Source organism: Methylobacterium aquaticum, assembly GCF_016804325.1.
Taxonomy (GTDB): domain Bacteria; phylum Pseudomonadota; class Alphaproteobacteria; order Rhizobiales; family Beijerinckiaceae; genus Methylobacterium; species Methylobacterium aquaticum_C.
On sequence record NZ_CP043627.1, the window covers coordinates 5,005,001 to 5,017,419 of the forward strand.

The window sequence follows — 12,419 nt, forward strand, 5'->3', positions numbered from 1 at the left end:
AGAATGTCGCTCACGCGGTGACCGTGAAGCAGGCGCCGGGGCAATTCTCGACTTCCAGCCGGGCGTTGATCTGGTCGAGCATGGCGCGAACCAGCTTCATGCCGAGGCCGGTACCGCGGGCGGGGACGTTCTGCCAGTCGACCGGCAGGCCCTTGCCGTCGTCGCAGACCGAGAGCCGCACCCGCCCCTCCGCCTCGCCCGCGACCCGCACGGCGATGCGGCCGCCGGCTTCCGCGAAGGCGTATTTCAAGGCGTTCGTGATCAACTCGGTGGCGATCAGCGAGAGCGCCACCGCCTTGCGGTAGGGCACCATCAGGCCGGGCTCGGCATCGAGGTCGACCGCATGCCCCTCCCCGGCCATGCCGGCGAGATCGGCACAGAGATTCTCGATGGTCTGGCCGAGATCGACCTCCTCGACGCTCTCGGCCTGGTACAGGCTGTCATGGACCCGCGCCACGCTCATCACCCGGGCTGCGGTCTCGGCGAAGGCCGCCTGCGAGGCCGGGTCGGTCACCTGGCGGCGCTGCATCTGCAGGAAGGCCGAGACGATCTGGAGCGAGTTCTTGACCCGGTGGTCGATCTCGCGGGTGAGCAGATCCTTCTGGGTCAGGAGGCGCTCCTTGTCGGCGAGCAGCCCGGTCAACTCGGTGATCTTGCGCTGCTGGCGAAACACCACGCCCTCCACCGCCTGGGCCAGGGCCTCGGCGATGCCGACCTGCCAGGCGGCGAAGGGCTCGGACACGCCGCGGCGCTCCTCGACCCAGCGCTCGAACGAGCGCCGCGGCAGCACCGCCACTGGCCCGCTGCCGGCGAGGACGGGCTTTCGCGGATCGCCGCCCCAGGTGACCGTGCTCGGCATCTCGGGCCGGAACCACAGCAGCAGGTGGCGTCGCTCCGAATCGACGAAGACCGCGAGCAGCCCGCTCGCGCATTCGGCGAACGGCGCGCTCGGCGGATGGGCGGCGGCGAATTCCGCCGTGGCGTAGCTGGTGCGGTCCGCCGGCAGGGTAATTCGCAGCCAGGCGGCGATCGCCAGGACCGCCCCGGACGGCGGGGTCCGGCCGAGGCAGCGCACGGCATCATCCGAAACGGTGGCCGCGCCACCGGCCTCGAACAGGTCGAGCAGGGTATGGGCGTTCTCGGTCAGCGCGCTGACGAAGTCGTCGGAGCGGGCGAGCTCGCGCACCAGCTCGCTCTCCAGCGCGAGGTGGGCCTGCTGTTCCTGCCACAGGCGCCGGCTCTCGAGTTCGTAGACCCGCATCGCGAAGGCGTCGGCAAGGACGGTGGCGGCGGCACGGGTTTCGGGCGCGACGTAATGCGGCCGGCGGTGATGGCCGATCATCAACCCCCAGAGCCGCCCCTCGACCAGGATCGAGATCGACATCGAGCCGTTCACGCCGAGATTGCGCTGATATTCGAGGTGGATCGGCGACAGGCTGCGCGCCTGGGCGAAGGTGAGGTCGACGGGGACGTTCGCGGTCGACGGCGTCGCCACCAGGGGCACCGGCACGTAGTCGCGGTCGATGACGAAGCGGCTCTTCGACCGGGTGTAGAGGGCCCGGGCCTGCGCCGGGATGTCGGAGGCCGGGAAGTGCAGGCCGAGCAGGCTGCGGCTCCAGGCCGGATCCTTGTCCTCGGCGATGGCCGCGCCGTTCCAGTCCGGATCGAAGCGGTAGACCAGGATGCAGTCGAAGCCGGTGAGTGCCCGGGTCTCGCGCGCCGCCACCGCGGCGGCCTCCTCCAGGGTCGCGGCGCCGCGCAGGCGGCTGATGGCGAGTTCGGTGTCGAGCTGGCTCGCGGAGCGGAAATCCTCCGGATGGGCCGGCGCCAGTTCCAGCTCGACGATGATGCGGTCGCCGTTGCGATGGGCCACGAGTTCCACCGGCAGGCCGTCGGTGGCGGGCAGCACGAGGCGCTGGCGCAAGGTTCGGCCGGGATCGACGCCGTCACCCTGCAGGGTTTCGCGGATCCGGTCGGCGAGGTCGGTCCCGAGGAGCGCCGCGAGGTCGAGCCCGAGGGGGTCCCGGTCGAGGGCATCGCGGACGTTGCCGCTGCAGGCCACCACCGTCAGGGTGTCGAGGTCGGCGGCGACCAGGACGGCGTGGGGCTGGATCGCCCCCGGGATGTGGATCGGCTCCCGCTCGCACAGGCTCGGATCCACCGGCTCGGCCCGCACCCGCTGGCTCACCGCCGCCTGCACCGCCTCGCGGCTGTGGCCGTGCTCCAGCGTCTCCACCGGCTCGGTGACGATCCAGTAGCGGTCGGGCAAGGCGGCCTGGCGCAGGGTGATCCGCACCTGCATCGGCCGAGGATCGAAGCCGTAGACGAAGGAGAAGGTGTGATCGAGCCGGCCCCGGCGCACGCCCTCCCGGAACCGGCCGTAGAAATGCGGCAGGTGGGTGCAGGGGGCGACGTCGGTGAAGAAGTTGCGGCCGATCACCCGCTCGGGCGCGCGCCCGGAGAACGCGCTCTCGGCCCGGTTGTAGAGATGGATGATGCCGCGCCCGTCGATCTGAATCACGCCCTGGCGCAGGCGGTCGAGGTCGTGCGGCGCGAGGGCGTCGAGGTCGATCGTCGGAGCCGTGGTCGGGTCGGGCAGGGTCACGGCGTTTCCAACGAATCGATGGCCCGGGAGAGTTGCGCCTTCGGCGGCTGATCCGGCACTTTAGAGAACTCCCAGCCTGAACGGAACCGCAACGGGTGATGGCCCGGCCGTTCCGCGCCGCAATGTCACCGGGTACCGCCGGTGCGCTCGGCCACCGCCTTGACCGCGCTCTGGAGGCCCTCCTCCAGGGTCGGGTGATAGAAGGGCCGGTCGAGGAAGGTCGCGGCATCCCAGCCCTCCTGCACGGCGATCGCCGTGAGATGCGCGAGGTGCTCGACACCCGGCCCGATCATCGCGGCGCCGGTGATTCGGCCGTCGGGCTCGGCATAGACCCGGATCAGGCCGGCGGCCCGGTCCATCGCCCGGGCGCGGCCCTGGTCGGCGAACGATGTCTCGCCGATCACCCAGTCGCGGGCCTCCTCCGCGTCGAAGGCCCGGCCGATCGCCGCGATCTGCGGATCGGTGAAGACCAGGGCGAAGGCCGGCCAGGGCGGCGGCGCCTCGACCTGGGGGAAGCGGGCGGCGTTGCCGCCGGCGATCCAGCCCTGGCGCTGGGCCTCGTGCAGGACCGGATGCTCCTGATTGGCGTCGCCGGCGATGAAGATCGGGGCGGTGCCGCACTGGAGCGTGCGCGGGTTGAAGTCCGGCAGGCCGTCCTCGTCGAGGGCGAGCCCGGCGGCGTCGAGGCCGAGATCGGAGAGGTTGGGCGGCCGGCCGGCGGCGGCGAGCACGTGCGCGAAGGTGGCGCTCGTCGTCTCGCCGGAATCGCGGCGCCAGGTCAGCCGTATCCCGTCGCCCACCGCCTCGGCCGTCTCGACGGTCGCGCCGAGATGCAGCGTGACGTCGGCGCCGATCAGCGCGGCGGCACAGGAAGCGATCTTCGGGTCGCGGGCACCGCCGACGGCGTCGGCCGGATCGAGCAGCGTCACCTGGACGCCGAGGCGGGCCATGGCTTGCGCCAGTTCGAGACCGACCGGTCCGGCGCCGAGGACCGCGAGGGACTCGGGCGGGGTCTCGATCTCGAACAGGGTGTCGGTGGTGAGGACAAGGTCGGCGACTGCCCGCAAAGGGGGCGGGAGGCTCGGGGTCGAGCCGGTGGCGATCACCACCGCGCCGGCCGCGATCCGGGTGTGGTCGTCGACAACAAGTGTAGTGGGATCGGAGAAGCGGGCGGTCCCGGCGATGCGCAAGTCGGCGGGGATGCGATCGAGCCCCTCGAAGACCGAGGCGACGAAATCGTCGCGCAACGCCCGCACGCGGTTCATCACCGCCCGGCCGTCGACCCGCACCTCGCCCGTCGTGACGCCGAACGGCCCGGTTCCGCGGGCGTCGTGGGCGGCGCGACCGGCCTCGATCAGGAGCTTCGAGGGCATGCAGCCGACCCGGGCGCAGGTCGTGCCTCCGGGGCCGCGCTCGATCAGCACGGCGCGGGCACCGGCCTTGGTGGCCGCGGCGTGGGCGGCGATCCCGGCGGTTCCGGCACCGATGATCGCCACGTCGCAGGCCAGTTCACGCATGACTCGTCCCTTCGGGCTGTTCGGCGCGGCAGGAGCGGCGACGTAGCGGATTCGACGCGGGGGCAACTTGCATCGCGGGCGATTCGTTCCCGCGCGTCAGGTTTTCGGCGCCTCGGACGACCCCTGGCCCTCGGCGAGAAGGCCGCTCACGAAGCCGGCGAGACCGGTCTGGCGCTCGCGGCGCAGGTGCTCGGCGGCGAGGATGGCTTCCAGGGTCTTGAACGAGCGGTCGAGGTCGTCGTTCACCAGCACGTAATCGTATTCCGACCAGCGCTCGATCTCGGTGCGGGCATTGAGCAGGCGGCGCTCGATCGTCTCGGCGGAATCCTCGGCCCGGCGCTCCAGGCGGCGGCGCAATTCGGCCATGCTCGGCGGCAGGATGAAGATGGTGACGACGTCGTCGCGCAGCTTGCCCCGCACCTGCCGGGTGCCCTGGTAGTCGATGTCGAAGATCATGTCGCGGCCGGCGGCGAGCGCCCGCTCCACCGGGCTGCGCGGCGTGCCGTAATAATTGCCGTGGACCTCGGCCCATTCGAGCAGGTCGTCGCGCTCGCGCAAATGCTCGAAGGCGTCCCGGTCGATGAAGCGGTAATGCTGGCCGTCGATCTCGGACGGGCGGCGGGCCCGGGTGGTGACCGAGACCGAGAGTTCGAGGCCCCATTCGGGCCGCTGGGCCAGCGCCCGGGTCAGGGTGGTCTTGCCTGCCCCGAGGGCGAGGAGAGGATCAGCACCAGGCCCGGCGCGCCACCGGTGTGGTCAGGAGTTCGGAGCCCATCGTCGCCACCATCGCGTTGCGTCGTCCTCTCGCCGGCGCGGCTTGCGCGGCCGGCTTGCCAGTCTCTGCGTTCCCATGCCGTCCTCCCGGCGGGCGCGCAACCGGGGAGATCGTGACGGGACGGGGACAGATATCCCCTATTCGACGTTCTGGACCTGCTCGCGGAACTGCTCGACCACCGCCTTGAGGTCGAGGCCGATGCGGGAGAGCGACACGTCGTTGGCCTTGGCGCAGAGCGTGTTGGCCTCGCGGCCGAGTTCCTGGGCCAGGAAATCGAGGCGACGCCCGACGGCACCACCGGTGGCGAGGAGGTCGCGCGCCGCGGCGAGATGGGCGCGCAGGCGGTCGATCTCCTCGCGCACGTCGGCCCGGGTGGCGAGCAGGACCGCCTCCTGGTGCAGGCGAGCCGGATCGAAGCCGGCGACCTCCATCAGGCTGGCGACCTGCGCGGCGAGACGAGCCTTCACCGCCTCGGGCCGCCGGGCCGGGCAGGCCTCCGCCGCCTCGACGAGGTCGGCCATGGTCGCGAGCTGGCCGCCGACGATCTCGTCGAGGGCCCGCCCCTCCGCGCGGCGGACCTCGACCAGGGCCTCGACCAGCCGCAGGGCGGCCGCCGCGAGGTCGCGGCGCAACGCCTCGTCGTCGGCAGCCTCCTCCTCGACCTCGACCACGCCGCGCAGGCCCAGGAGACCGTCGACGGAGGGAAGCGTGATGCCGAGCGGCATCGGCACCCGGGTGACCGCCTCGGCGAGGGAGGCGAGCAGCGCCTCGTTGATCCGCACCCGCGGTGCCGATTCGGTCCGCAACAGGGTGAGGGTCAGGTGGCAGGTGCCGCGACTGATCCGCTTCTGCACCAGGGCACGGGCTTCCTCGCCGACGGCGTCGAGGCCGGTGGGGACCCGGACGCGGACCTCCAGCCCGCGGCCGTTGACGCTCTTGAGCTCCCAGGCCCAGTGCGCGGGTCCGGTGGTTCCGGCTTCGCGGGCGAAGCCGGTCATGCTGGCGATGGACATCGGGCGCTCTAAGCAGGTTTCATCATGGTGACCGCCGGGTTTTCGCGATGAAGACCCGCGGCACGACAGGAATCCGGGGGCGCCGGCGCCGGTGCGCCGACGCGTCGTCGGCTCACCGATTGCGCGACCCGGGCGTGGCCCCGGGCTGCGACAGGACCGGCACGGTCTTGGGCGAGTTCAGGTCGAACGTCTTGTTGCGCAGGGGATCGCGGGCAGTCCCCTCCGAGGCGTCGAACGCACGCGAGCGGGCACCCGGATTCGCGTCGCTGCCGTCATAGGCAAGCGGAGCGCCGGGCAGGCCGGTGCGCGGCGGCAAGCCTGAGGGCAAGGCCGAGGGATCGGCCTGCGGCGGCGGCTCGACCTTGTCGACGCCGACCGTCGAGGCCGGATCGGCAGCGGCCTTCGCCTTCTCGACCTGGCGCCAGCGGGCGACGTTGCGGTTATGCGCGTCCAGCGTCTCGGCGAAGACGTGGCCGCCAGTCCCGTCGGCGACGAAGAACAGGTCCTTGGTGCGCGAGGGGTTCGCCACCGCCTCGAGCGCCGCGCGGCCCGGATTGGCGATCGGTCCCGGCGGCAGGCCCTCGATCGCGTAGGTGTTGTAGGGCGTCACCCGGTCGATCTCGGAGCGCAGGATGCCGCGCCCAAGGGTGCCGCGCCCGCCGACGAGGCCGTAGACGATGGTCGGATCGGATTGCAGCCGCATCCGCTTCTGCAGCCGGTTGACGAACACCCCGGCGACCCGCGGGCGCTCGTCGGCCCGGCCGGTCTCCTTCTCGACGATCGAGGCCAGGGTGACCATCTCCTGGGGCGTGCGCACCGGCACGTCGGGCGAGCGGCGGGCCCAGATCTGGTTGAGCACCTCGCGCTGCTTGGTGCGCATCAGGTTGAGGATCTTCTGGCGCGAATCGCCGCGCTCGAACTTGTAGGTGTCGGGGAGCAGCGAGCCTTCCGGCGGGGTCTCGTTGATGTCGCCGGTGAGGATGTCGTTGTCGTTGAGGCGGGCGACGATCTGCTCGCTCGTCAGGCCCTCGGGAAAGGTGATGGCGTGCTGCACCGGCCGTCCCTGGACCAGAACGTCGACGACGTCGTCGATGCTGGCCTGGGCCTTGAAGTTGTACTCGCCGGCCTTCAGCGCCGCCTTGCGGCCGAAGCGGGCGGTCAGCTCGAACAGCATGGGGTGGGCGATCACGCCCTCGCGCTTGAGGAGTTCCGCCATCTCGCCGACGCTGGAGCGGGGCACCACCACGACCTTGTCGGCGGCCAACGGTCCGGCCTCGTTGGTCTGGCGCTCCAGCACCACGATGCCCAGGATGGCGCCGAGGCCGAGGATGACGAACAGGGTGAGGAAGCCGCTCACCGCCGAGAGCAGGCCGCCGCGCTCGCGCACCGGCTTCTCGGGCGGCGGCGGGGCGGCCGTCGGCTTGATGGCCTCGCTCGGGCTGCGCGGGGCGAGCCGGTTCGGCGGGCTGACCGGCTCCGGCGCGCTCGGCGCCGGATCCTGCGTCTTCGATCTGCGAAACATGGCGGTCCTGTCGTGGCGCGTCCGGGGAGCCGGCCGGTGGACGCGCGTGCCGGCCCGATGGGGCGGAAAGCGACCGAGACCCTAGCAAGTTTTATGGCGAAATGGAGCCGGTGCGGGCCGGAGGCCACAGACGGATAAGCCCCTCCGCGCGGGCGAGAGGGGCTTCAATCGAATTTGCGATGCGCTTCGGAGCCAGCGTCCGGTTCGGCCAGCCGTCACTGGCACCCTCCGAGTCATTCCGGGGCCGCGGAGCGGAGCCCGGAATCCAGACGCTCAGGTAGTGCGGAAAGAGAGGACGCTCCTCGTTTGATCCTGAACCATCAGCGGTTCTGGATCCCGGGCTCCGCTCCGCGGCCCCGGGATGACGCGGAGGGTGTCAGACCGGACAGCCGATTTCGCCAGGCCCACAAGTGATCGTTCACACCCGCCGCAGGATCAGCGACGCGTTGGTGCCGCCGAAGCCGAAGGAGTTCGACAGGGCGATGTCGACCTTCCGCTTCTGCGCCTTGTGCGGCACGAGGTCGATCGCGGTCTCGACCGACGGGTTGTCGAGGTTGAGGGTCGGCGGGACGACACCGTCGCGGATGGCGAGCACGGAAAAAATCGCCTCGATGGCGCCCGCCGCACCCAGCAGGTGGCCGGTGGCGGACTTGGTCGAAGACATCGCCACGTCGGTGGCGTTGCCGAGCAGGCGCTCGACCGCCTTCAGCTCCAGCTCGTCGCCGAGCGGGGTCGAGGTGCCGTGGGCGTTGATGTAGTCGATCTCGGAGGGCGTGATGCCGGCGCGCTTCACCGCCGCGCTCATGCAGCGGAAGGCGCCGTCGCCGTCCGGCGAGGGCGAGGTGATGTGGTAGGCGTCGCCCGAGAGGCCGTAACCGATCACCTCGGCGTAGATCTTGGCGCCGCGGGCCTTGGCGTGCTCGTATTCCTCGAGCACCACCACGCCGGCGCCCTCGCCCATCACGAACCCGTCGCGGTCGCGGTCGTAGGGGCGGGAGGCGCGCTGCGGCTCGTCGTTGAATCCGGTGGAGAGCGCCCGGCAGGCGGCGAAGCCCGCGAGCGAGAGACGGTTGATCGGCGATTCGGCACCACCGGCCAGCATCACGTCGGCGTCGCCGAGCGCGACGAGGCGCGCGGCGTCACCGATCGCGTGGGCGCCGGTGGAGCAGGCCGTCACCACGGAGTGGTTCGGGCCCTTCAGGCCGTGGGCGATCGAGACCTGGCCGGAGGCCAGGTTGATGATCCGGCCCGGGATGAAGAACGGCGAGATCCGCCGCGGCCCCTTCTCGAACAGCGTCACCGAGGCATCGTAGATGCCGCCGATGCCGCCGATGCCGGAGCCGATGAGGACGCCGGTGGCACATTGGTCCTCGTGCGAGGACGGGTGCCAGTCGGCGTCGTCGAGCGCCTGGCCGGCCGCCGCCATCGCGTAGACGATGAAGGGGTCGACCTTGCGCTGCTCCTTGGCTTCCATCCACGTATCGGGATTGAAGGTGCCGTCGCTGCCGTCGCCAAGCGGGATCGAGCAGGCGATCTTGCACGCCAGATCCGACACGTCGAAGGCCTCGACGCGGGCGGCACCGCTTTGCCCCTCGATGAGGCGGCTCCACGTGACGTCGACGCTGCTGCCCAGCGGCGACACCATTCCGAGGCCCGTGACGACGACTCGACGCATCGCGTTATCCCGACCCGATCCCATGACGGAAGCGTTTACCCTAGTGGCTGAGGAACGCGGCGATCAGCCGGCGTTCTTCTCGAGGAACTTGATCGCGTCACCGACCGTCTGGATCGTCTCGGCGGCGTCGTCCGGGATCTCGACGTTGAACTCTTCCTCGAACGCCATCACCAGCTCGACGGTGTCGAGGCTGTCGGCGCCCAGATCGTCGATGAAGTTCGCGTTCGGGGTCACCTTCTCGGGCTCGACGCCCAGGTGATCGACGACGATCTTCTTCACCCGGTCCGCGATATCGCTCATCGTGTAGATCCTTGAGTTACTGCTCGTGGCACTGTCCGGAGCCGCCGCGTGCGGGCGGAGCCCCGGGGAGAGTCGTGATGCGGCCGGCGCACCGGTCGCGCATGTCGTGGAAAAGCCGCGGGCGGCCGATCCGTCAATCCCCTCGCACGGCCGGCGGGTGCTTAACACAGGGATTTAGCCCTGGCGAGGGCCGCTTCACCCCCGGTTAAGAAACCGTGCCTCCTGCCTGGGGAATGTCCATGGAGGCCTAGAACATCGCCATGCCGCCGTTGACGTGCAGGGTGTGCCCGGTGACGTAGGCCGCCTCGTCGGAGGCCAGATACACCGCCGCCGCGGCGATCTCGGCTCCTTCGCCGAGGCGACCCATCGGCACCGTGGCGAGGATGCCCTCGCGCTGCTTGTCGTTGAGCACGTCGGTCATCGGCGAGGTGATGAAGCCCGGCGCGATGCAGTTCACGGTGATCTTGCGGCTCGCCACCTCGGCGGCGAGCGCCTTGGTGAGGCCGACGAGGCCGGCCTTGGCCGCCGCGTAGTTGCCCTGGCCGGCATTGCCGGTCGCGCCGACCACCGAGCCGACATTGACGATGCGGCCGTAGCGCCGCTTCATCATGCCCTTCACCGCCGCCCGCGACAGCCGGAAGGCCGCCGTCAGGTTCACGGCGATCACGCTGTCCCACTCCTCGTCCTTCATGCGCAGGAAGAGGTTGTCGCGGGTGATGCCGGCATTGTTGACCAGCACGTCGAGCCCGCCGAGCGCCGCTTCCGCCGCCGGCACCAGGGCCTCGACCGCCGCGGTGTCGGACAGGTTGGCCTCCAGGACGTGGACGCGCTCGCCGAGCTCGGCGGCCAGCGCCTCCAGGGCCTCGCGCCGCGTGCCGGAGACCGCCACGTGGGCGCCCTGAGCGTGGAGCGCCCGGGCGATGGCGCCGCCGAGGCCGCCGGTGGCGCCGGTGACGAGGGCCTTGCGGCCGCTGAGATCGAACATGCGAAAACTCTTTCTCAGAGCGTGAAGGCCGCGACCTCGGCCGAGGTGCCGACCGGCGTGGCGCTGGTCCCCGCCGCGATGCGCTTGACGAGGCCCGACAGCACCTTGCCGGTGCCGATCTCATGGAAGGTGTCGACGCCGGCGGCGGCCATGGCGGCGACGCATTCGCGCCAGCGCACGGTGCCGGTGACCTGCTCGACGAGGGCGGTGCGGATCGCCGCCGGATCGGTGATCGGGGCGGCGAGGACGTTCGCCATCACCGGCACCTTGGCGGGGTGAAGGGCGACGGCGCCAAGCGCCTCGCGCATCGCTTCCGCCGCGGGCGCCATCAGGCTGCAATGGAAGGGCGCGGAGACGTTGAGCATCACCGCGCGCTTGGCGCCGCGGCCCTGCGCCAGGGCGACCGCCCGCTCGACCGCCGCACGGTCTCCCGACACCACGACCTGGCCGGCGCCGTTGTCGTTGGCGACATCGCAGACGTCGCCCTGGCGGGCTTCCGCGGCGACCTCGGCCGCCGCCTCGACGTCGAGGCCGAGCAGCGCCGCCATGGCGCCGGAGCCCACCGGCACCGCCTTCTGCATCGCCTCGCCGCGCAGGCGCAGGAGCCGCGCCGTATCGGCCAGCGACAGGCTGCCGGCGGCGGCGAGCGCGCTGTACTCGCCGAGCGAGTGGCCGGCGACGTAGGCCACGTCCCGGGCCAGATCCAAGCCGCGCTCGGCTTCCAACACCCGCAGCACCGCGATGCTGGAGGCCATCAGGGCCGGCTGGGCATTGGCCGTGAGGGTCAGCTCCTCGGCCGGGCCCTCGAACATCAGGCGGGACAGGTTCTGGCCCAGGGCCTCGTCCACCTCGGCGAAAACGGCGCGAGCGGCGGCGTGGTCCTGGGCCAGGGCGGAGCCCATGCCGACGGCCTGGCTGCCCTGGCCCGGAAAGATGAAGGCGCGCGACACGTGCGGGGTGCTTCCTGCCCTGGGTTGATGCGGCTGCGAGACGCAGCGATTGGGCGGCGCCAGTCGCAGAGCGGCAGGCGGTAGTCAAGCGTGGCTGGACGGTAAAAATGTGTCGGCCGGTGCGGGGGAATCCCGGCGACCGGACATCGTCGCCTCGGCGGATCTCTGCGAAGGGCGCGCGTTTCGGCAAGAAGAAGTGGCGCAGGGTTTCCCCCTCCCCCCTCTGCGGGGGAGGGTGCCCGGCGCAGCCGGGCGGGGGGGCGACGCTTCCGGAGAGGTCGCGACCGTGATGATGGGCGTCATACTTGGTATCGTCGCTCTGCCCCTCTCCCGCCCCGCATCCGCGGGGCACCCTCCCCCGCAGAGGGGGGAGGGTCATCCGCGTCATTGATTGTAACCGGCCAACCCACAAAACCTCCCCACATCCCCATCCCCGCCGACGCTTGTTGCAAAACGGCATCTCGTGTAGGGAGGCCGCTACTCCGAGATTTTCGTTTGACCAAGGAAGGGGTCGCGCATGGCTCGCGTCACCGTTGAGGACTGCATCGACAAGGTCGAGAACCGCTTCGAGCTGGTGCTGCTCGCCGGCCACCGGGCGCGGCTGCTCTCCTCTGGCGCCCCGCTCACCGTCGATCGCGACCGCGACAAGAACCCGGTCGTGTCGCTGCGCGAGATCGCCGAGGAGACCATCACGCCGGACGACCTCAAGGAGCAGCTGATCCACTCACTGCAGAAATACGTCGAGGTCGACGAGCCGGAGGCCGAGACCGTGCCGCTGCTCTCCAGCTCGCCGGCCGCCGCCGCCGTGGCGCCGCAGAACTCGGGCGACGGCGACGACATCCAGTTCGACCGCATGAGCGAGGACGACCTGCTGCGCGGCCTCGAGAACCTCGCGCCGCCGACCGAGACCGAGGAGGAGGGCGACTGAGTCGCCCTCTCGGTCCGACAACAACCCGAACCCGGCCGAGAGGCCGGGTTTTTTCATGGACCACCGGTTTTTTCGTGCCCGCCCCGTGCAAAGCGGGGCTGCCGCGACGTTTGGGGGCTGGCGCGGCCGCCCGTTCGGCTCGATATTTA

General features: G+C 71.0%; 10 protein-coding genes and 1 pseudogene (1 of these 11 cut by a window edge). 1 reads left to right on the forward strand and 10 read right to left on the reverse strand.

The genetic code is table 11. The features are described 5' to 3' along the window. The 10 genes and pseudogenes from F1D61_RS22825 to fabD form a co-directional block, all read right to left on the reverse strand. On the reverse strand, positions 1-14 hold the 5' end (the start) of the coding sequence (locus F1D61_RS22825) for a biliverdin-producing heme oxygenase (protein WP_203154388.1). 610 nt of this gene lie to the left of the window's left edge; 14 of the gene's 624 nt are visible here — the first part of the coding sequence; the start codon lies at positions 12-14; the stop codon falls past the left edge of the window. Beyond that, positions 11-2,605 (reverse strand): histidine kinase dimerization/phosphoacceptor domain -containing protein, encoded by a 2,595-nt coding sequence (locus F1D61_RS22830; RefSeq protein WP_432443167.1) that lies wholly within the window; start codon positions 2,603-2,605, stop codon positions 11-13. The genes F1D61_RS22825 and F1D61_RS22830 overlap by 4 nt, the downstream gene beginning before the upstream one ends. Positions 2,606-2,730: 125 nt before the next feature. Next, positions 2,731-4,122, reverse strand: a complete 1,392-nt coding sequence (locus tag F1D61_RS22835; protein WP_203154389.1) for a dihydrolipoyl dehydrogenase — start codon at positions 4,120-4,122, stop codon at positions 2,731-2,733. 96 nt (positions 4,123-4,218) lie between these two features. Then, a pseudogene (gmk, locus tag F1D61_RS22840) lies at positions 4,219-4,856 on the reverse strand (guanylate kinase). A 178-nt stretch (positions 4,857-5,034) separates the two neighbouring features. Further along, on the reverse strand, positions 5,035-5,910 hold the full coding sequence (locus tag F1D61_RS22845; protein WP_203154390.1) for a YicC/YloC family endoribonuclease: 876 nt from the start codon (positions 5,908-5,910) through the stop codon (positions 5,035-5,037). A gap of 112 nt (positions 5,911-6,022) precedes the next feature. After that, the gene (gene mltG / locus F1D61_RS22850; RefSeq protein WP_203154391.1) at positions 6,023-7,432 is read right to left on the reverse strand and encodes an endolytic transglycosylase MltG; all 1,410 of its coding nucleotides are present in this window, start codon (positions 7,430-7,432) and stop codon (positions 6,023-6,025) included. Positions 7,433-7,850: 418 nt separating this feature from the next. Then, positions 7,851-9,107 carry a beta-ketoacyl-ACP synthase II gene (fabF, locus tag F1D61_RS22855; protein ID WP_203154392.1) on the reverse strand — a complete coding sequence of 419 codons (1,257 nt, stop codon included), beginning with the start codon at positions 9,105-9,107 and terminating at the stop codon, positions 7,851-7,853. A 63-nt stretch (positions 9,108-9,170) separates the two neighbouring features. Next, positions 9,171-9,407, reverse strand: a complete 237-nt coding sequence (locus tag F1D61_RS22860; RefSeq protein ID WP_048430877.1) for an acyl carrier protein — start codon at positions 9,405-9,407, stop codon at positions 9,171-9,173. Positions 9,408-9,654: 247 nt separating this feature from the next. Then, on the reverse strand, positions 9,655-10,392 hold the full coding sequence (gene fabG / locus F1D61_RS22865; RefSeq protein ID WP_109970857.1) for a 3-oxoacyl-[acyl-carrier-protein] reductase: 738 nt from the start codon (positions 10,390-10,392) through the stop codon (positions 9,655-9,657). Positions 10,393-10,406: 14 nt separating this feature from the next. Then, a complete protein-coding gene (fabD, locus tag F1D61_RS22870) occupies positions 10,407-11,342 on the reverse strand; it encodes an ACP S-malonyltransferase (RefSeq protein WP_203154393.1) in 936 nt (311 codons plus the stop codon). 517 nt (positions 11,343-11,859) lie between these two features. On the opposite strand from fabD, the gene rpoZ reads away from it, so the two are divergent. Next, positions 11,860-12,270 (forward strand): DNA-directed RNA polymerase subunit omega, encoded by a 411-nt coding sequence (gene rpoZ / locus F1D61_RS22875; RefSeq protein WP_203154394.1) that lies wholly within the window; start codon positions 11,860-11,862, stop codon positions 12,268-12,270. The last annotated feature ends 149 nt before the right edge of the window (positions 12,271-12,419 follow it).

Bases quoted from the DNA above. Each gene is read 5' to 3' on its own strand.
- F1D61_RS22835 (WP_203154389.1), bottom strand. From the start codon at position 4,122: ATGCGTGAACTGGCCTGCGACGTGGCGATCATCGGTGCCGGAACCGCC.
- F1D61_RS22845 (WP_203154390.1), bottom strand. From the start codon at position 5,910: ATGTCCATCGCCAGCATGACCGGCTTCGCCCGCGAAGCCGGAACCACC.
- mltG (WP_203154391.1), bottom strand. From the start codon at position 7,432: ATGTTTCGCAGATCGAAGACGCAGGATCCGGCGCCGAGCGCGCCGGAG.
- fabF (WP_203154392.1), bottom strand. From the start codon at position 9,107: ATGCGTCGAGTCGTCGTCACGGGCCTCGGAATGGTGTCGCCGCTGGGC.
- F1D61_RS22860 (WP_048430877.1), bottom strand. From the start codon at position 9,407: ATGAGCGATATCGCGGACCGGGTGAAGAAGATCGTCGTCGATCACCTG.
- fabG (WP_109970857.1), bottom strand. From the start codon at position 10,392: ATGTTCGATCTCAGCGGCCGCAAGGCCCTCGTCACCGGCGCCACCGGC.
- rpoZ (WP_203154394.1), top strand. From the start codon at position 11,860: ATGGCTCGCGTCACCGTTGAGGACTGCATCGACAAGGTCGAGAACCGC.